Raw genomic sequence first — 19,471 nt, 5'->3', positions numbered from 1 at the left:
CGATCGTGTTCCTTCCTAGTTATGATTCGCCGCGATCTTTATTGATCACGGCGCGCCAGAAATTGCTATTTTATGCGCCAACGTTCGCCAGCGCAATATTTGGGCGGCCTGATCTCGGAAAAAGTTCAGCCTGTTCCGCCCTATTAGTAACCACGTTCCGCGATAATCGCTTCTGCAAAGTTCTTAGGTACCTCAGCGTACTCGAAGAATTCCATCGAGTAGGACGCACGGCCCTGAGTTGCAGAACGTAGGTCAGTTGCGTAACCGAACATTTCGGAAAGCGGAACCTGAGCACGGATGATCTTCAGGCCAGCAGGGCCTTCATCCATACCTTCGATAATGCCGCGACGACGGTTCAGGTCACCCACCACATCACCCATCCAGTCTTCCGGAGTGGTTACTTCAACTTTCATCATTGGTTCAAGAAGAGCTGGCTGCGCTTGCAGTGCACCTTTCTTGAAGGCCATCGAGCCGGCAATCTTAAACGCCATTTCGCTGGAGTCAACATCGTGGTAAGAACCGTCAAACAGGGTTGCCTTGACATCCAGTACCGGATAGCCCGCCAACACACCGCTGTTCATCTGTTCTTCAACACCTTTCGATACTGAACTGATGTATTCCTTCGGAATCACACCACCCACGATTTGGTCAACAAAGACAAACCCTTCACCAGGTTCAGCCGGTTCCAGTTTCAGCCAAACGTGACCGTATTGACCACGACCGCCAGACTGACGAACAAACTTGCCTTCCACTTCCGTGCTACCACGAATGGTTTCACGGTAAGCAACCTGAGGTTTACCTACGTTACAGTCGACGCTGAATTCGCGCTTCATACGATCCACGATGATGTCGAGGTGAAGCTCACCCATACCAGAAATCAGAGTCTGGCCAGTTTCATCGTCGGTTTCCACGCGGAAAGAAGGATCCTCTGCCGCCAGTTTACCCAGCGCGATACCCATCTTCTCCTGATCAGCTTTAGAGCGAGGCTCTACCGCGATCTGGATTACCGGTTCAGGGAACTCCATGCGTTCCAGCACCACTTTGTGGTTGGTGTCACACAGCGTATCCCCTGTTGTCACGTCTTTCAGGCCAATTGCCGCAGCAATGTCGCCTGCGCGAACTTCTTTGATCTCTTCACGCTTGTTCGAGTGCATCTGTACGATACGACCGAAACGTTCTTTCTTCTGTTTGACTGAGTTGTAAACAGAATCACCGGAGTTCACCACACCGGAGTAAACGCGCATAAAGGTCAGCGTGCCCACGAACGGGTCAGTGGCGATCTTAAAGGCCAATGCAGAGAACGGTTCGTTGTCGTCAGCGTGACGCTCAACTTCGTTCTCATCTTCGTCAATGCCTTTGATAGACGGCACGTCGACTGGCGATGGCAAGAATTCGATCACAGCATCCAGTACGGCCTGTACACCTTTGTTCTTGAACGCACTACCACAAGTGGCCAGCACGATTTCGTTGTTCAGTGTACGGGTACGCAGTGCCTGCTTGATTTCCGCTTCAGACAATTCACCTTCTTCCAGGTACTTGTCCATCAGCTCTTCACTTGCTTCCGCGGCCGCTTCAACCATGTGGTTGCGCCACTCTTCTGCGAGTTCTTGCATATCCGCTGGAATGTCTTCGTACGTGAACGACATGCCTTGATCGGCTTCATTCCAGTTGATTGCTTTCATCTTGATAAGGTCGATGACACCTTTGAACTCGTCTTCCGCACCAATGTTCAATTGGATTGGAACCGGGTTCGCACCAAGACGATGTTTAATTTGGTCCACAACGCGTAGAAAGTCTGCGCCTGCACGGTCCATCTTGTTGACAAACACCATACGAGGAACGTGGTACTTGTCAGCTTGACGCCAAACAGTTTCAGACTGAGGTTCAACACCAGATGAGCCACAGAATACGACCACTGCACCGTCAAGTACACGAAGAGAGCGCTCTACTTCGATCGTAAAGTCAACGTGTCCTGGGGTATCAATGATGTTGATGCGATGATCTTGGAATTGTGCTTCCATACCACGCCAGAAGGTCGTAGTCGCAGCTGAGGTGATAGTGATACCACGCTCCTGCTCCTGCTCCATCCAGTCCATGGTCGCTGCACCATCGTGAACTTCGCCGATTTTGTGAGAAAGGCCAGTGTAGAACAGAATACGCTCAGTTGTGGTTGTTTTACCTGCATCTACGTGAGCACAGATACCGATGTTACGGTAGCGCTCAATAGGAGTTTTACGAGCCACGATTGTATCCTCTTACTAAGGTACACCTTAGAGTAAAGAAATGTGCTGCGAGAGAACCTCGCAGCACAGAAGGTATTACCAGCGGTAATGAGCGAATGCTTTGTTCGCTTCTGCCATACGGTGAACGTCTTCACGTTTCTTAACAGCAGTACCTTTGTTCTCAGACGCATCCAGCATTTCAGCTGCCAGGCGTTGAGCCATAGATTTTTCACCACGCTTACGCGCAGCTTCAACCAACCAACGCATAGCAAGTGCGTTACGGCGAACCGGACGTACTTCTACAGGTACTTGGTAAGTTGAACCACCAACACGGCGAGATTTAACCTCAACCGCTGGGCGAACGTTTTCAAGAGCTTCTTCAAAAATAGCTAAGTGGTCTTTACCAGACTTTTCAGCCATAGCATCTAGTGCAGTGTAAACGATTTTTTCTGCAGTAGATTTCTTACCGTCAACCATTAGGATGTTAACGAATTTTGCCAGCAGTTCAGATTTGAACTTTGGATCTGGAAGGATCTTACGCTGACCAATGACGCGACGACGTGGCATGGATTTATCTCCGTTGTCTTCTTCAGGTTTTATCCAAAACTTTTCAGTTTTTTCAAAAAATTAAAATTGAAAATAAGTGTTTGGCCTTACTTAACGCTTTCTTTATAAAAAAGACGCATTAAGACTTAGGACGCTTCACACCGTACTTAGAACGACCTTGTTTACGGTCATTTACGCCAGCACAGTCAAGTGCGCCGCGAACAGTGTGGTAACGCACACCTGGAAGGTCTTTAACACGACCACCACGGATCAGAACAACACTGTGCTCTTGAAGGTTGTGACCTTCACCGCCGATGTACGATGTTACTTCAAAACCGTTTGTCAGACGTACACGACAAACTTTACGAAGTGCTGAGTTAGGTTTTTTAGGTGTAGTAGTGTAAACACGAGTACATACACCACGTTTTTGTGGGCACGCTTCTAGTGCAGGCACGTTGCTTTTAACAACTTGCTTTGCACGTGGTTTGCGTACCAACTGGTTAATAGTTGCCATTAACTAGCTCCTGATTTACTTGAAAGTAAGCTTTGTGAAAAATCTAATCCCCAAACACCAATGGTAATTAGGGACGCAAAATTCTATGCAGCAGTGGGATGTGTGTCAAGAAATATACAGATCTTTTTTGCGCAAAATTTACCCACTCGGGCCAGGCACGAGCAGCACGCCGCCCTTGCGACGACGTAGGTTCAGGTCGTGCGCAATCAATCCCAGGTCATGGTGTGCGTGTGTGCGGCTGTCAGATCAACAAATCCGCTGTAGTCGACCACCGTCACTGACGGGCTGATGCGGTTGCTAATCGCACGCGCTTGCGCATCGGCGTGCAGTACAAAGGCGGTAAACGGCATCAGTAAACTGAAGTCCTGATGCTGGCCATTGGCAGCGTACACGGCGTCTTCGATCAGCAGCAGAGCGTCATCACCAGAGACGTACTGCACCGCTTCACTCAGAGCGCGGCAAGATTTGATCATATGGAGCATACTACCACCTTAAAATGTCAGGATTTTACCAGCCTGAGTGAGACGCTGTGCGATTTGCTCACGCGTCAATCGCTCGGCATGCAGCACCAAATCGGCCTGAGCCAAACCACGTTCGCTCAGCGATGACTGACAAACATACACCTGCTCAATGTCGTACAGATCAAACAGTTTCAACATCGGCGCATAGTTTTTAGCGAGAATGTCATCGGTCTGTTGGCCCTGCAACAGCTGTAATACGCCATCCCCGAGGAAAATCACGCTGATGTTTTCACAATACGCCGATGCGGCCAGCAGTGCATCGATGCCTTCGCGGCCGGCATTACTGCCATGTGGCGCCGTGCGAAATAAATAGGTTAACAAACTCAAAACTGCACCACTCTGTCCTGGGTCAGCAAAGCTTCCGCCAGGCTGCCTAAACCGGCCTGATGAAACCCATCCGCCAGGTTATCGGCGCTTAAACCGTGTTGGGCCGCTTCGTCCTGACCGACAATGCCCCGGCGCAGGGCAGCCGCCACACAGGTTTCCAGACGCACGTTGTGTTGACGGGCCAACGTCTGCCAGGCGTTGCTTAAATCAAACTCATCATTGGCCGGTACACTTAAACGGCTGCCATTGCTCACACCTTCCCGATAAAAAAACACACTGCGAAGGGTATGACCTTTCGCCAACAATGCGCACGCAAACTGATAGGCGCTGCGGGCTGACTGGGTGCCATACAGCGGTCCGTTGACCACCAGGGTATAACTCAGCGCCATCAACTTTCGTCATCCTCAGTTTTGCGCTGGCGGATATACAGATAAACGGTGTGTTTCGAAATATTGAGGCGATCCGCAACACGGTTGATCGCATCCTTAATGTCAAAAATCCCCTTATCGTACAACTCCATCACGATCTGACGATTCTTGGTGTTATTGGACACCGATTTGTCGGCATTGATCTCTTCAATGGTGCGTTCCACCGTCTGATCCACCAGCTCTTCGACATCACTGGCAAAGTTGACCGAAGAGGCGGCCTGCTTGGCCTCTTCGGTGGGCATAAATGACTGTAAGACCTGAGAAAACGGCGCGTCCAGATTCACGTTGATACACAGAAGACCAATCACCCGGTTGTCGCCATTACGAATCGCCACTGTGATCGACTTCATCAACACGCCGCCTTTGGCCCGGGTGAAGTAGGAGCGAGAGAAATTACGTTCTGAGCCTTCGATGTCTTTGAGCATTTTCAGTGCCAGATCCGTGATCGGCGAGCCGACCTGACGACCGGTGTTCTCACCGTTGGCAATCTTAATCGCAGAGGTATTCAGATCCTCCAGAGAGTGGAGCACAATCTCACAGAACGGGCCGATCAGGCTGGCAATACCATCGACCACCGCCTCATACGACTTTAAAATAATTTTGTCATGATCACTGAACGGCATCACATTGACGGATTCCATTTCGAGCAACATCTCGGTATTCAAGCTTTCTGTCGTTGTCACTGTTGTCTGGCCTTAGAGCGAAAAATCAACAAATTGACGTAAGTTTATCAGAAATTTTGAATATCACCTCCCTCTAACTCGCCGACTAGTGATTTAGGACAAATATTTATTCACGCTTTCGCCGTGACACGGGCACAAAAAAGGCCTGACATTGTCAGGCCTTAGCGACGTATGCTGCCGATTACTGCGCGTCGCTGTCGGTGGTTTTTTCTGCTGGTTTTTCCACTTTCAGCAGTTCAACTTCAAACACCAACGTTGAATTCGCCGGAATGGTTGGTGTGTCTTGCTCGCCGTAAGCCAGCTCTGGCGGGATAACAAACTCAAATTTCGAGCCGACTGGCATCAGTTGTACACCTTCCGTCCAGCCTGGGATCACGCGGTTCAGCGGGAACGTCGCTGGCTCACCACGATCATAGGAGCTGTCAAACTGAGTGCCGTCGATCAAAGTACCTTTGTAGTGCACTTGAACGGTATCGGTCGCTTTTGGCTTCTCACCCGTGCCAGGCTTCAGCTCTTTGAACATCAGGCCCGATTCAGTGGTTTTGACGCCGTCTTGTTTCGCAAATTCGGCACGGTACTCATCACCGGCTTTTTTGTTGGCTGCTGATTTTTCGTCAGCCTGCTGCTTCATGGTTTCAGCTACGCGCTTATCCAAACCTTCCAGAGCGGTACGTGTGTCCTGTTCATTCATTTGCGGTTTACCGGCAAACACGTCTTCAATACCTTGCAGAACCAGCGCTTTATCCAGTTTAATTCCCAGCTCGCCCGGCTTCTCAATGCTGGTGCTCAGGTAGTTGGCAAACGAAACACCGATGGCATACGCCGCTTTATCATCTTCGGTTTTGAATTCAGTCGCCGTCGTGTCAGCGCTTGCTTGCTCGGTCTGCTCTGCAGCCGGAGCAGTGGTGGCTTTCGGTTCTTCTTCTTTCTGACAGCCAACCGCTAGTGCGACAGTGGCCGCTAGCAATGACACTTTAAAAATAGATTTCATTTATTTCTCCAATTGATTGGCTAAGTGTTTGTCATTGTGCACAAATCTCTGCTTAAGACTGGAGTGCCTGACGTTGTTGTACCAATATAGCCATATGTATACCGATTGTCTTTACACCAAGCGGATAATTAGACTTGATGCGAATAATTTTTCACAGATTCCTGCTGGTTATTGTCATTAGCCTGTTAAATGGCTGCTTCTTCTCCAGCAGTGAAGAGCAAAAATGGGAGCTGGAGCCAGATGGCACCACCGCGTTCGCGCTGAGCCGCGATGCCCGGTTTGCACTCATTTATTCCAAGCAGCATCAGTTGGTGCTGTGGGATCTCTACGCCAGCGAGAAACTGGCCGATTTGGGCGCGCAGGATCCACAGGCGAGCACTGTGTCGCGCATCCGTATTGCCGATAACGGGCGCTACGCGATCACCGCCAGCCAGATCAATTTCGCGGTGTGGGATCTCGGCTGGTCGCAAGCCAAGGGCTTGTGGTCGATTTCCGACGGCTTAATCCGCGATGTCGATATCTCTAATAATGGCGAGCGCGCCCTGTTGGGGTTATCCAACGGTAAAGCCATTTACGTCAACTTAGTCACCGGACGCCGACTGGAGTTCCTGGCGCACAATGAAAAAGTGAACAGCGTCGCGTTGTCGCCCAACGGGCGCTACGCACTGACGGGCGGCAACGACTACATAGCTTACCTGTGGGATACACAAAGTGGCAAAATACTGCGTAAATTTGAACACGAACAACGCATCAGTCGGGTTGCGCTGCAACGCGATGGTCTGCTGGCGTTTACGTCGGATGGGGGCAATCAGGCACTGATTTGGGATTTGCGTACTGGTGAACAGGTCTCCCGACTGCGTTCATTCTCACGTCAGTTGATTTTCTCAACCGCTCGTTTTTCCGATGACGGTCGCCGTCTGCTCACCGGCACGCCTTCCAGTCGGATCATGGTCTGGGATACAGACAGCGGCAAACGACTGGCCGGTTTTGAAGCGGAACCGCGTAAAGATACTCGCCCTCCCCGTGCAGTCGTGTATGATGCTGCCTTTGATAATCAACACCGGGTCGTCAGCGGGACATCCGCCGGCATTGCCCAGGCGTGGAAAATGGATGATGAGTGATGACAGAAAATTACGTCCAGCAGCTTGAGCAGCGTATCAACGATATGGAATGCCAATTGGCGTTTCAGGAACAGAGTATTGAAGAATTAAACGCAGCGCTGAGTCAGCAACAATTGCTGATCAGCAAAATGCAGGAACAGATGAAGTTCATGGTCGGTAAACTGAAGACGATGGATACCTCACAACTGGCCGACCCATCGGAAGAGACTCCGCCCCCGCACTATTAAACCATCGCTTACCAAACACAGTAAGCGATCACCGCTCCCGCGACGACCAGGCAACCGCCTATCCGGCGTAACTGGTTGTCGGGTTGCAGGCTCAGCTGCGCCACCATATTCCGCCAACCATTTGGTGCCAGTAATGGCCCCAGCCCTTCAACGATCAGCACCAGGCCAAATGCCAGCCATAATGATTTCGCCATGTGTTTCTCCATTATCGCGATGACCAAACAACAAAGGCTCCTTTTCAGGAGCCTTTGACATACTATCGGACGCGGTTATTTTTGAACGGCGCCGTTGGAGTCTTTCATGTAACGGAAAAAGTCGCTCTTCGGATCCAAGACCAGAATGTCGCTCTTCTCACTGAATGACTTCTCATACGCTTTCAATGAGCGCAGGAAGGCAAAGAACTCCGGATCTTTGCTGTACACGTCAGAGTAGATCTTCGCTGCTTGTGCATCCGCTTCACCGCGGGTCACACGGGCAGTTTTGTCCGCTTCGGCCAGAATGGTCGCCACTTCCAGCTCCGCCTGAGCACGGATCACTTCCGCTTTCTCACGACCTTGTGAGCGGTGCTTACGTGCCACAGACTCACGTTCAGCACGCATACGGCGGTAAATCGACTCACTGATCTCATCCGGCAGATTGATTTTCTTCATACGGAAATCTACTACGCGAACACCAAGGTCTTTCATTGCGCTTTCACGGGTGTCATTCAACACTTCATCCATGATTTGATCACGCTGACCATCGATTTCCAACGCTTCTTTGGCCGCTTCGGTGGTCACCACATCCGCGTCCGCACTGTCTGGCAGCACGTCGTTGTTACGTGGGCCCGAGACGATCTGTTTGATCTCACGTGAACCGATTTCAGAACGCAGTACATCGGTCACTTTACGTTCCAGCAAGGCTTCTGCGGTCAGAGTGTTACCGCCACCGGTTGCCAGGTAGTACTGACCGAAATCTTCAATACGCCATTTCACGTAAGAGTCGATGATGACGTCTTTTTTCTCAGAAGTCACGAAACGGTCTGAACGGCCGTCCATGGTCTGAATACGGGCATCCAGTGTTTTAACGCGATCAAACAGAGGCAGTTTGAGATGCAAACCCGGTTCGTAGATGTGAGACATGTTCTGATCGTCTTTCAGCACTCGGCCAAATCGGATCACAATACCACGCTCACCTTCCGGAATCACAAACAGCGACATCAGCATCAGTGCCAACACGAACACCAATAGAGGGATCATTAACTTACGCATTCTTAGTATCTCCCTTGACGTGAACCGGTTGAACGAGATGAGGAGTCAGACTGAGACGCGTCACTGCGCTCAGATTCAAGCTCGATTTTGTCATAGCTGGACGATGCCTTACTGCTGCGTTTGGTGGAGCCCTGACTGTCTTGTCCGGTCAGTTTATCGATCGGCAGGTACAGCAGGTTACCGCTGGAGTTAGAGTCGATCAGCACTTTTGACGAACGAGAGTACACTTCCTGCATGGTATCCAGATAGAGACGCTCACGAGTCACTTGCGGCGCTGCCTGATACTCTGGCAGTAGCTTATCAAACTGGGCCACCTGACCTTCCGCCTCATTGATGATGCGTTCGCGGTAACCCTGCGCTTCTTTCTTCAGACGTTCAGCACGACCGGTCGCTTTGGGCAGGATCTCGTTTTTGTACGCTTCCGCTTCACGGATGAAACGTTCTTCATCCTCACGCGCGGCAATCGCATCATCAAACGCATCTTTGACTTGCTCTGGTGGACGCGCGGACTGGAAGTTGACGTCAACAATCGTCAGACCCATGTCGTAGCTGTCGATGATGTCGTTCAGCGTTTCCTGAGTGCTTTGACGAATTTGCTGACGGCCACTGGTCAGAATGCTGTCCATCAAAGAGTCACCAATCACAGCACGCAGTGCCGAATCTGTCGCCTGACGCAAGCTGTCGTCTGCGTTGGTTACCCGGTACAAGTATTTGTACGGATCCGCGACACGGTACTGAACATCCATCGATACCGTGACCACGTTCTCATCTTTGGTCAGCATCAAACCGGATGCGCGTAGCGAGCGAATCGCCTGTACATTAACCGGGGTCACTTCATCGATAAACTGTGGGCGCCAGTTCAGGCCCGGATCGACGATACGATCGTATTTACCCAGACGCAGTACGACACCACGTTCAGCTTCACCTATGGTGTAGAAGCCGGAGAATACCCAGATTGCCACGGCAATTGCTGCGATGACGCCGAAACCCAGCGCACCGCCACCACCGAAGGACGGGCCTTTGCCTCCGCCTTTCTTACCAAACTTTCCACCCAGCTTTTGACTCAGCTTGTTGAAGACTTCATCTAAGTCTGGCGGTCCTTGATCACGACCACCACGATTATTGTTATTACCCCATGGGTCTTTATCGCGGCCTTTATCGCCGTTGTTATTACCAGGCTCATTCCACGCCATTAGAAAGCTCCATCATTAGATATGACGTTATACTGTAGCAGTCCTTTAAGTAACTATAAAGTCACGTAAAACTGCCCCTTCTCTTTTTTCAAGTCTAGACCAATCTACCTGTTGCATTCGGATATCGATCAACAGATTACCGTCCGGATCGTATTCTTCGTTCTGAATACAGTTCATCTGGAAGAACGTACTGCGCAACCGGCCCTGATATTGTGGCGGTATTTGCAGACGGTACTGCACCATCTGACTGGCCAGACGTTCGGTCAGTGCATCAAACAGCAGCTCAATACCACGGCCTTCCATCGCCGATACCCAAACGGTACGCGGGACGCCTTCCTCATCCCTTTCTATACGTGGCTGTTGATCGTCCAGATTATCGATTTTGTTCATTACCACGAGTGCGGGCACTTCGTGGGCATCGATCTCTTCAAGCACTTCATGAACAGCTTGAATATTCTCACGAAAACGGTCGTCACTCGCATCGACAACATGTAACAAAATGTCAGCTTCCTGCGTTTCTTGTAACGTCGCTTTAAAAGCCGCGACCAAATCGTGTGGCAGGTGACGAATAAATCCAACGGTATCGGCCAGGATCGCGGTACCGACATCATCCAGTTCAATCTTGCGCAATGTCGGATCCAATGTGGCAAACAACTGGTCAGCGGCGTACACCCCCGCTTCCGTGATTCGGTTAAATAGGGTCGACTTCCCCGCGTTGGTGTAACCCACCAGCGAGATCGTCGGAATTTCAGCTCGGTGTCTTGCTCGGCGCCCTTGCTCACGTTGCTTGGCCACTTTTTCCAAGCGTCGCAAAATCGCTTTAATGCGTTCACGCAACAGACGACGGTCTGTTTCTAACTGCGTTTCACCAGGACCACGTAAACCTATCCCCCCTTTTTGTCTTTCAAGGTGGGTCCAACCACGGATCAGACGGGTGGAAATATGACGTAACTGTGCCAGTTCGACTTGCAGCTTACCTTCATGGGTACGTGCGCGTTGAGCGAAGATGTCGAGGATCAGACCGGTGCGATCAAGCACGCGGCACTTACACAGTTGTTCCAGGTTACGTTCTTGGGCAGGAGAGAGGGCGTGATTGAATATCACGATATCTGCACCAGCTAACTGCACCGCTTGTGCAATTTCCTGGGCTTTACCCTCTCCAACGTAGTATTTAGGATGAGGTGCCTGACGACTACCGGTGATCACCTGTAGTGTCGAGACACCCGCGGAAGAGACCAGCATTTCAAATTCGCTCAGGTCTTCCCACTCTCCTTCTTGCGTGAAGTTGATATGAACAAGTACGGCTCGCTCACCGGCTTCATAACGGTCAAACAAGCAATCAACTCCTTAAGTTTTTACAGATCAAACGACTCAGAGATTACTCTTCAGACGTTTTATCTTGTTGACGATCAGATGGTGCACGATCACCACTGTGGTGGCTCACTGGGCGAGCCGGAACAACGGTTGAGATCGCGTGCTTGTAAACCATCTGATTGACGGTGTTTTTCAGTAGAATAACGAACTGGTCGAACGATTCGATTTGACCTTGCAGCTTAATACCATTAACCAGGTAAATTGATACAGGGATACGTTCACGACGTAGTGCGTTTAAGAATGGGTCTTGTAGAGATTGCCCCTTAGCCATTATATTTTTCCTTATTTTGAATATAGTTGTAATTATTTAGCTATTGGTGCACTGGCAATACTGGTGCGGCCTTCGCATCTGAGCTAAACGAACATAAAAAACACCCCGTGCGTTACTTGTTATGATGCCAAACCTTTCAAAATTCAAGTAACAGATCCTTTACAGGGTACAATCACGCAAAAGCGATCACATTATACACAGCGTTTTCAATCAGATGCTATTGCATTTGAGAGGGTTTCCAACGCGTGATCAAGGTTCTCGCTATCCAACCAAGTTAAGTTATCCCAGCTGCGCAACCAGGTAACCTGTCGCTTGGCCAATTGGCGGGTTGCACAGATACCACGAAAGATCGCGTCATCCAGCGTGCAGTGCCCATCCAAATAGTCCCACATTTGTCGGTAACCGACACAACGAATCGACGGCAGATCCGGGTGAAGATCCGGCCGGGCATATAATGCCCGAACTTCATCTTCGAAGCCCGCTTCGATCATTTTGTCAAAACGCAGTTCAATCCGACGGTGGAGCTCAGCCCTTTCCTTGGGAGCTATCGCAAATTGTTTGACCCGGTACGGCAGGCTCTCGCCTTTGGTCTGGGTCAACTCAGTAAGAGTTTTACCTGAAATTCGGTAAACTTCCAATGCCCGGGACAATCTTTGTGGATCATTCGGGTGGATTCGTTGTGCCGAGACAGGATCAATCTCTGTGAGCTGATCGTGCAGCACCTGCCAGCCCTGAGTCAATGCTTCGTGTTCAATTTGCTGGCGAATTTCAGGGTTTGCAGCAGGAAGGGGTGATAGACCTTCAAGTAACGCTTTGTAATACAGCATGGTGCCGCCGACCAGCAATGGGATCTTGCGCTGCGCCACGATCGCCTCCATCTCGCGCAGCGCATCACGCCGAAAGTCTGCCGCCGAGTAAGATTCACTGGGATCGAGGATGTCAATCAGGCGATGCGGTGCCAGTGCCCGTTCTCTTTCATCGGGTTTGGCGGTGCCAATGTCCATCTGCTGGTAGATCAGAGCAGAATCCACGCTGATGATCTCAACCGGATATTGCTGACGCAACCGGATCGCCAGCTCTGTCTTGCCTGATGCCGTTGGCCCCATCAAAAACAGGGCCAGAGGTAATTGTTTGTTCATGATCTCTTTGATTATTTTGCTAACAGCGCCGCGATCGTCACGGAAAAATCGACCGGACGGACAAATCGAGTATCGTCCAAAGGTAACTGGCCTTGCCAGAGTTGTTCCAACTCCGCCACGATTTGGATCGCTTCCGACAGAGTGTAGTCGCTTTTTACCTGCGTGATCTGATCGGCCAACCAGCATGCCACTCGGTCAAAGCAAACATCGGGAGTGTCACCCTGTTCGACTAACTGAGCGGCGTAAGATACCAGATCTGGGATTAAGTGTTGTAAGTTTTGTTGTCGCAGCGGTTGAGGCACGCCCATCACCAGCACACTTTCTTTATTACGTGCTTTAAACTCAATCCCAAATTGTTGATACAAACGATTCGCCTGCTCGATATGCTGCAACGTCGCTGACGACAGCTTGAGAGACAACGGCACCAACAGCGGTTGCGCTTTGAGTGCTTGTGCCCGCACCTCCAACTGCCCACGATTTCTCAGCCACTCCGCCCGGGCCAGTGCCACTAAGACACACAGGTGTTTGTTGCCCATCACTAAGTACTGCTGCTGCACCACCGTAATCGCCTTACCCAGCGACTCGACGCGAGCCTGAGCCTGATACTCGGCTGTCGCACTATCATGGACTTGCGCAGCCGGGATGTCTGGCGTGGTCAATAACTCGCGATACGCTTGCAACTCCTGATGGCTGGGAGCACTCTCGACGCTTCGCTCACGGGACTTATTCGTCGACGCCGGTTTGGGGGAGTCAACCCAGTCACGAGAGCTAGTCGCCTGATTTGATACCCGCTCCGACGACTCAACACGACGTTCATAGCCCGCTCTCCCCGGATACGCCGGTGTGTTATCGATGGCCTGATACACCTGCTGTGGCACCGTCCGGGCAGTATCGCTCGCCTCAGGCTCCGGAGTTGGCGTCGACGTCACGCTCTCTTCGTTGACGGCCTGTTGAGGCTCTGCCACATGATACGCGGATTCACTCACCGAAGGCGCGGCAATGTGCTGGCTCTGAACTAAGGCGTCAGTTAGCGCCTGATAAATAAAGTCATGCACCAAGCGAGCCTGATGAAAGCGAACTTCGTGCTTGGCCGGATGCACGTTCACATCGACCTGATGCGGATCCAACTCAATGAATAGCACATAGGCCGCAAACTGATCCGGACGCAGACTATTTTCATAACTCTGCCGGATAGCATGATTGATCAACTTATCACGCATCATCCGGCCATTAACGTAGCAGAACTGCAAATCGCTTTGCTGGCGCGCGCCTTCCGGTGTGGTGATCCAGCCACACAGTTTCAGCCCCTGATGCGCCAGCTCAATCTTGAGCATATGACGTACAAACGGGTTGCCGCAAACTGCCGCGATGCGTTTTTCCGTCTGCGCCTCGGTTTTGGCCGCCCGATACTGGCGCATCAGTTTGCCGTTGTGACGCAGATTGATTGACACATCAAAGCGACTGAGCGCAATTCGTTTGAGCAACTCATCAATATGACTGAATTCGGTCTTTTCGGTACGAAGAAATTTACGCCGGGCAGGCGTATTGAAGAACAGATCCAGCACCTCCACCGTGGTACCGATGGGGTGCGCTGCCGGCGTCAGCTTCACCGCCATGTCACGGCCTTCGCTATACGCAGACCACGCCTCTTCTTGCGTCGCCGGGCGCGACGTCAGCGTAAGACGCGACACGGAACTGATACTGGCCAGCGCCTCACCACGAAAACCGAGGCTCATGATCGCTTCCAGATCATCCAGTGTATGGATTTTGGAAGTGGCATGGCGACTGAGCGCCAGCCCGAGCTCATCTTTGACGATCCCTTTGCCGTTGTCCCGGATACGGATCAGCTTGGCCCCCCCTTTCTCGATATCAATATCAATGCGGGTCGCCCCCGAGTCGAGGCTGTTTTCCACCAGTTCTTTAACCACTGAGGCGGGGCGTTCTACCACCTCGCCTGCGGCTATCTGGTTGGCCAATCGTGCTGGCAGGATCTTGATCGTCATAGCGTATGTTACTTATTTGGAATGATCAGCACCTGACCCACGGTCAGGGTATCGGATCGTAACTTGTTTGCTTTGCGAATGCTATCGACCGACACATTGTACTGCGAAGCAATCTTGCCGAGGTAATCACCGCGCTGCACTTTATGTTTCCGCAGTGGTACGTCTTTCAGACTGACGGTGATCTTAAGTTTCTGCCCTAACTTCAAGGTATCAGAGCGCAAGTTATTTTCCCGCTTGATCGCCGCCACACTGACTTTGTATTTCGCCGCCACTTTGCCCAGGTAGTCACCTTTCTCGACCACGTGTGTGATCGTCTGGGTTTCCACCGGGTTCTTCACTTCCGGTACTGGGATGGCGGCGGTGGTACCCGGTATAGTCAGTACCTGACCCACATTAAGGCTGCTGCTCTTCAGCTTGTTAGTGCTCATCAACGCGCTGGTTGAGGTGCCGTATTTCTGAGCGATCACCGACAGCGACTCACCACGCTGAACCTTGTGTTTTTTCACCTTTGCCCGGTTGGCAAGCAAAGTGCCTTCCGGCGGGTTGTCTTCGAAGTACTGCACGATCGCTTTGGTCAGTGCGTGCGCCAGTTTGTCCTGGTGGCTGCGCTGGAACAGCAGGCGCTCTTCAGTCGGATTGGAAATAAAACCGGTTTCCACCAATACCGACGGAATGTCCGGCGATTTCAGCACCGCCAGGCTGGCATTGACGGGCTCGCGCTTATGCAAATGTGCCACCTTGCCCATTTCACGCAGAATATTGGTGGCCACTTTGTAGCCTTCTTTTTGCGAATGGCTGAACTGCAAATCCAACAGCGTCTGACTGACATTGCGGTCACTGTTGTTTTTTGCCAGCACTTCACCGGCCCCACCCAGCAGTTGCGATTGCTGCTCATGGTTTTCCACCCAACGGGCGATCTCGGTATTGGCGCGACGGGTATTCAGCACAAACACCGATGCCCCCCGCGGTTTAGGCGAGTGGAACGCATCCGCATGGATCGAAACCAGCAGGTGCGCTTTATTGCGCCGGGCAATTTCAGAGCGCTTGTTGAGGTTCACGAAATAGTCCCCTTTCCGGGTCAGTACCGCACGCATTCCCGGAACTTTGTCGATCTGGTCAGCCAGCTTTTTAGCCACCGCCAAGGTGACACTTTTCTCATACTTGCGCGTTGGGCCAATCGAGCCTGGGTCTTCACCACCATGACCGGCATCAATAGCGACGACGATGTCTGCCGTACCGAGAAATTGGGACGCATCGCGGCTAACCTTAGACGCGCTGCCCGGTGACGCAGAACTGGCCGCAGCACTCTCACTGCTGTTCCCGTGCGACAGATCGATCACCAGACGGTGACCATACTGGCCACCCGGCGTCGGCGCCAGTTTAAACAGCTGAGCGTTGGCTTTCTTCTTCAGCTCAAATACCAAGCGGTAGGTATTTTTCTCCGGCGGAGAGCTCTTACGCACTTTTTTCAAAACCGGGCTGTCAGACACTGTCACTGGCAGTTGCGTCGCAAGCGAGGCATCTTTCAGATCCACCACCAAACGGTCGGGGCTGCTGAGCGAGAAATAGCTGTAATCCGGCTCACTCTTCATATCGATAACGACCCGCGTTTCGTCCGGCGATGGCCAGACCCGCAGGCCTTGAATGGCATTTGCCCAGCTCAGGCCGGGCAAAAACGTCAGTAATAGGGCAACAATGGAGAAAAAGGCCCTGAACGGCTTAATGATCAACATAACTCCAATTGGTCAAGCAGCGAATTTCCATAGTCATTATTGGCCGTGATCAGTACGATACGTTGATCACCGTCATAACGCAGTTCAATATCCAGATCCGATTCCGGGAGCAGGCCCTGGCCTTTTTCCGGCCATTCCACTAAGCAGATGGCGTCTGGGGTGAAATAGTCACGAATCCCCATAAATTCCAGTTCTTCCGGATCGGCCAGACGGTACAAGTCAAAGTGGTACACTTGCCACTCTGCCAATTGATACGGTTCAACCAGGGTGTAAGTCGGGCTCTTTACATTCCCGTTATGACCCAAAGCACGAATAAAGCCACGGCTGAACGTGGTCTTACCCGCCCCCAGATCACCGTGAAGATAAATGGTGGTCTGCCGAGAACACAGACTGGCCAGCGCTGTCCCCATCTGAATCGTGGCTTGTTCATCTTTGAGGGCAAATTGTTTCGTGCTCATGAAATACTTTCTCTAAAGGGTCAGAATTGACTATATAAAAATCAAAAGAACCAGAATAGTAAACTGGGTGGGAATTGAGAGACAAGCTCTGTTATGTAAGTTAAAAGAAAATATTCATAAATTCAGCGCGTTTTTCGCCCAACTCTCAGCTAGATCCAATTTCTAAGATCCGGTAAGATCTCGCCCCCTTCAGCATAAGTGACGCCAATATGGATTTTCAACACCTCGCGGACAAGATAAAAATCTGGGGCCAGGAGCTCGGTTTCCAGAAAGTCGGCATCTGCGACGTCGACTTGAAACAACACGAAGCGACACTGCAACAATGGCTGGACAACGGCTACCATGGCGAAATGGACTGGATGGCGCGTCACGGTATGATGCGCGCCAGGCCTGATGAACTGTTGCCCGGAACCATACGTGTCATCAGTGTACGAATGAACTATCTGCCGCCCGAAGCCGAGTTTGCTTCGAACCTGTCCGATCCCACCCAAGCCTACATCAGCCGCTACTCACTCGGACGTGACTACCATAAACTGGTGCGCAATCAACTGAAAAAACTCGGTCAGCGTATTGAGCAGGAAGTCGGGCAATTTGGCTATCGTCCGTTTGTGGATTCCGCACCGATTCTCGAGCGTCCTCTGGCCCAAAAAGCGGGTCTGGGCTGGACAGGTAAACACTCACTGATTCTGGACAAAGACGCCGGCTCCTGGTTTTTCCTCGGTGAATTACTCATCGACCTGCCGTTGCCGACCGATCAACCCAGCACGGATCAGTGTGGTAAATGCACCGCCTGTATCACGTCCTGCCCGACCAATGCCATCGTCGCCGAGGGAGTGGTAGACGCCAGACGTTGTATCTCTTACCTGACCATTGAATACGCAGGTGTCATTCCGCTTGAGTTTCGTAAAGCAATGGGTAACCGCATCTACGGTTGTGATGATTGCCAGTTGGTTTGCCCCTGGAACCGCTTCTCCTCACTGACTGAACAAAGTGATTTCCACCGCCGTCCGGTATTTAAAAACGCCGATCTGGTCAACCTGTTTCAGTGGGATGAGGCAACGTTTATGAAAAACATGGAAGGTTCACCCATTCGTCGCATTGGCCATATACAGTGGCTACGTAATCTGGCAATCGCGCTGGGTAATGCCCCTTACTCTCAACGTATTCTGGAAGCACTGGAAGCACGTCGTGACGAGCATGTGCTACTGACCCCTCACATTGAGTGGGCATTGAATGAACAGCTGGCTCAGCTGCCGGCCTCGCTGTCTGACGTTAACCGAAAAACCCAACGTCTGATCAGAATCGTCCAGAAGGGTATGCCAAGAGATGCATAAAACCACCGCTTCTGCCATGTACAGAATTTGAGCTAGCTCTAAATTTTGACAGTGTGGAAAAACTACAGAATGTCAGCAGCCGTACGCTAAAAAAAGAAAGTTAGCCACATTCCGATGAAATGACAAAGATCAAGGAAAAATCACTTAAAGATCGAATTTAATGACTATTGACATTCGCCATTAACACGCAAAAACCATTAAAAACAACAAGTTAAACCAAGCCCATTTATTCATCTCATCCAGAACAGAGTTCAAGGATCCTTGTAAATCCAGCTTGTCAATAGGAAAAAATCGATTTACCCACCAAGTTATCCACATAGAATACACTGTGGATAAGTCTGTTGATTGAAATATGACAAGTACTCGGAAACGCACTCCCTATAAGGGAATGGTCGCATAGTAAGAATGCGTTAGTGAGATTTTGAGACAAAAAAACATCCACCGAATAGGTGGATTGTCTCTCGCTGTTTTGGGCTTATGCTTCGCAGCATTAAGTAAAGAGCGGTGGTCTTAAATGACCGATTCAGATCTTATGCTGATCTGAAGAAGATTTGGAGCGACACACGAGGTTCGAACTCGTGACCTCAACCTTGGCAAGGTTGCGCTCTACCAACTGAGCTAGTGTCGCGTTGTATCACCGTTAAGCACGATGAGGGTCTCACTTTCCACTTAAAGAAAGTGGAGCGACACACGAGGTTCGAACTCGTGACCTCAACCTTGGCAAGGTTGCGCTCTACCAACTGAGCTAGTGTCGCACATCAACAGCTAATGCTATTGACTGAATTTGGTTGCGGGGGCCGGATTTGAACCGACGACCTTCGGGTTATGAGCCCGACGAGCTACCAGGCTGCTCCACCCCGCGTCCGTATTTCATCGTTAAGTACGATGACAACTGTACTTTCTGCTTAAAGAAAGTGGAGCGACACACGAGGTTCGAACTCGTGACCTCAACCTTGGCAAGGTTGCGCTCTACCAACTGAGCTAGTGTCGCATCAACAACGTTTCCGTCGTTTAGGGCTGCGAATTATAAGAGCATTTTTTTGTGATGCAAGTCCTTCGCGCCAAAAAAAGTCATTTTTTTTCTGTTTGACGAAAAACCACACAACTCCGGGTAACAAAGCAACAGCTGGCGTTGT

At 51.0% G+C, this 19,471-nt stretch carries 20 protein-coding genes and 4 tRNA genes; 3 read left to right on the top strand and 21 right to left on the bottom strand.

Annotated elements, in window-relative coordinates; genetic code table 11:
- Positions 1–143: 143 nt before the first annotated feature.
- From fusA to fkpA, 8 genes are all read right to left on the bottom strand, one after another.
- Positions 144–2,243, bottom strand: a complete 2,100-nt coding sequence (fusA, locus tag VPR01S_RS21130; RefSeq protein WP_021707401.1) for an elongation factor G — start codon at positions 2,241–2,243, stop codon at positions 144–146.
- 75 nt (positions 2,244–2,318) lie between these two features.
- The gene (rpsG, locus tag VPR01S_RS21125; RefSeq protein WP_021707400.1) at positions 2,319–2,789 is read right to left on the bottom strand and encodes a 30S ribosomal protein S7; all 471 of its coding nucleotides are present in this window, start codon (positions 2,787–2,789) and stop codon (positions 2,319–2,321) included.
- A 118-nt stretch (positions 2,790–2,907) separates the two neighbouring features.
- Entirely contained in the window at positions 2,908–3,282 is a 375-nt protein-coding gene (gene rpsL / locus VPR01S_RS21120) for a 30S ribosomal protein S12 (RefSeq protein WP_004399892.1), read from the bottom strand.
- 206 nt (positions 3,283–3,488) lie between these two features.
- A complete protein-coding gene (gene tusB / locus VPR01S_RS21115) occupies positions 3,489–3,764 on the bottom strand; it encodes a sulfurtransferase complex subunit TusB (protein WP_021707399.1) in 276 nt (91 codons plus the stop codon).
- A gap of 9 nt (positions 3,765–3,773) precedes the next feature.
- The gene (gene tusC / locus VPR01S_RS21110) at positions 3,774–4,130 is read right to left on the bottom strand and encodes a sulfurtransferase complex subunit TusC (protein WP_021707398.1); all 357 of its coding nucleotides are present in this window, start codon (positions 4,128–4,130) and stop codon (positions 3,774–3,776) included.
- Positions 4,127–4,522 (bottom strand): sulfurtransferase complex subunit TusD, encoded by a 396-nt coding sequence (gene tusD, locus VPR01S_RS21105; protein ID WP_174377450.1) that lies wholly within the window; start codon positions 4,520–4,522, stop codon positions 4,127–4,129. The genes tusC and tusD overlap by 4 nt, the downstream gene beginning before the upstream one ends.
- Positions 4,519–5,241 (bottom strand): helix-turn-helix transcriptional regulator, encoded by a 723-nt coding sequence (locus VPR01S_RS21100; RefSeq protein WP_040903285.1) that lies wholly within the window; start codon positions 5,239–5,241, stop codon positions 4,519–4,521. Before VPR01S_RS21100 ends, tusD begins: the two co-directional genes overlap by 4 nt.
- 181 nt (positions 5,242–5,422) lie before the next feature.
- Entirely contained in the window at positions 5,423–6,232 is an 810-nt protein-coding gene (gene fkpA, locus VPR01S_RS21095) for an FKBP-type peptidyl-prolyl cis-trans isomerase (protein ID WP_021707395.1), read from the bottom strand.
- A gap of 137 nt (positions 6,233–6,369) precedes the next feature.
- On the opposite strand from fkpA, the gene VPR01S_RS21090 reads away from it, so the two are divergent.
- Together VPR01S_RS21090 and VPR01S_RS21085 are read left to right on the top strand one after the other, a co-directional pair.
- Positions 6,370–7,353 (top strand): WD40 repeat domain-containing protein, encoded by a 984-nt coding sequence (locus tag VPR01S_RS21090; protein ID WP_021707394.1) that lies wholly within the window; start codon positions 6,370–6,372, stop codon positions 7,351–7,353.
- Entirely contained in the window at positions 7,353–7,580 is a 228-nt protein-coding gene (locus VPR01S_RS21085) for a SlyX family protein (protein WP_021707393.1), read from the top strand. Before VPR01S_RS21090 ends, VPR01S_RS21085 begins: the two co-directional genes overlap by 1 nt.
- 8 nt (positions 7,581–7,588) lie before the next feature.
- On the opposite strand, the gene VPR01S_RS21080 is transcribed toward VPR01S_RS21085, so the two are convergent.
- The 9 genes from VPR01S_RS21080 to tsaE form a co-directional block, all read right to left on the bottom strand.
- Positions 7,589–7,774 (bottom strand): DUF2065 domain-containing protein, encoded by a 186-nt coding sequence (locus VPR01S_RS21080; protein ID WP_021707392.1) that lies wholly within the window; start codon positions 7,772–7,774, stop codon positions 7,589–7,591.
- Between the two features lie 75 nt (positions 7,775–7,849).
- Positions 7,850–8,830 (bottom strand): protease modulator HflC, encoded by a 981-nt coding sequence (gene hflC / locus VPR01S_RS21075; protein WP_021707391.1) that lies wholly within the window; start codon positions 8,828–8,830, stop codon positions 7,850–7,852.
- 2 nt (positions 8,831–8,832) lie between these two features.
- Complete coding sequence (gene hflK / locus VPR01S_RS21070) at positions 8,833–10,023, bottom strand: FtsH protease activity modulator HflK (protein ID WP_021707390.1); 1,191 nt, start codon at positions 10,021–10,023, stop codon at positions 8,833–8,835.
- A 45-nt stretch (positions 10,024–10,068) separates the two neighbouring features.
- On the bottom strand, positions 10,069–11,358 hold the full coding sequence (gene hflX, locus VPR01S_RS21065; protein ID WP_021707389.1) for a ribosome rescue GTPase HflX: 1,290 nt from the start codon (positions 11,356–11,358) through the stop codon (positions 10,069–10,071).
- Between the two features lie 43 nt (positions 11,359–11,401).
- Positions 11,402–11,668, bottom strand: a complete 267-nt coding sequence (hfq, locus tag VPR01S_RS21060; protein WP_021707388.1) for an RNA chaperone Hfq — start codon at positions 11,666–11,668, stop codon at positions 11,402–11,404.
- Positions 11,669–11,874: 206 nt separating this feature from the next.
- Positions 11,875–12,807 (bottom strand): tRNA (adenosine(37)-N6)-dimethylallyltransferase MiaA, encoded by a 933-nt coding sequence (gene miaA, locus VPR01S_RS21055; protein WP_021707387.1) that lies wholly within the window; start codon positions 12,805–12,807, stop codon positions 11,875–11,877.
- An 11-nt stretch (positions 12,808–12,818) separates the two neighbouring features.
- Positions 12,819–14,810, bottom strand: a complete 1,992-nt coding sequence (gene mutL, locus VPR01S_RS21050) for a DNA mismatch repair endonuclease MutL (protein ID WP_021707386.1) — start codon at positions 14,808–14,810, stop codon at positions 12,819–12,821.
- Positions 14,811–14,818: 8 nt separating this feature from the next.
- On the bottom strand, positions 14,819–16,543 hold the full coding sequence (locus VPR01S_RS21045; RefSeq protein ID WP_021707385.1) for an N-acetylmuramoyl-L-alanine amidase: 1,725 nt from the start codon (positions 16,541–16,543) through the stop codon (positions 14,819–14,821).
- On the bottom strand, positions 16,537–17,001 hold the full coding sequence (tsaE, locus tag VPR01S_RS21040) for a tRNA (adenosine(37)-N6)-threonylcarbamoyltransferase complex ATPase subunit type 1 TsaE (RefSeq protein WP_021707384.1): 465 nt from the start codon (positions 16,999–17,001) through the stop codon (positions 16,537–16,539). The genes VPR01S_RS21045 and tsaE overlap by 7 nt, the downstream gene beginning before the upstream one ends.
- A gap of 209 nt (positions 17,002–17,210) precedes the next feature.
- Between tsaE and queG the strand changes: the two genes are divergently transcribed.
- The gene (gene queG, locus VPR01S_RS21035) at positions 17,211–18,335 is read left to right on the top strand and encodes a tRNA epoxyqueuosine(34) reductase QueG (RefSeq protein WP_021707383.1); all 1,125 of its coding nucleotides are present in this window, start codon (positions 17,211–17,213) and stop codon (positions 18,333–18,335) included.
- Between the two features lie 552 nt (positions 18,336–18,887).
- Here the strand turns inward: queG and VPR01S_RS21030 are convergent.
- The 4 genes from VPR01S_RS21030 to VPR01S_RS21015 all read right to left on the bottom strand — a co-directional run bounded on the left by VPR01S_RS21030 (position 18,888) and on the right by VPR01S_RS21015 (position 19,326).
- Positions 18,888–18,963 (bottom strand) — tRNA-Gly (locus VPR01S_RS21030).
- Positions 18,964–19,014: 51 nt separating this feature from the next.
- A tRNA-Gly gene (locus VPR01S_RS21025) sits at positions 19,015–19,090 on the bottom strand.
- Between the two features lie 30 nt (positions 19,091–19,120).
- Positions 19,121–19,197: transfer RNA gene (locus VPR01S_RS21020), tRNA-Met, on the bottom strand.
- A gap of 53 nt (positions 19,198–19,250) precedes the next feature.
- Positions 19,251–19,326: transfer RNA gene (locus tag VPR01S_RS21015), tRNA-Gly, on the bottom strand.
- Positions 19,327–19,471 lie beyond the last annotated feature (145 nt).

This window comes from Vibrio proteolyticus NBRC 13287 (genome assembly GCF_000467125.1).
In the GTDB taxonomy this organism is placed as follows: Bacteria; Pseudomonadota; Gammaproteobacteria; order Enterobacterales; family Vibrionaceae; genus Vibrio; species Vibrio proteolyticus.
Note: the sequence above shows the minus strand (reverse complement) of the source record. Positions and strands in the feature narration are given on the sequence as shown.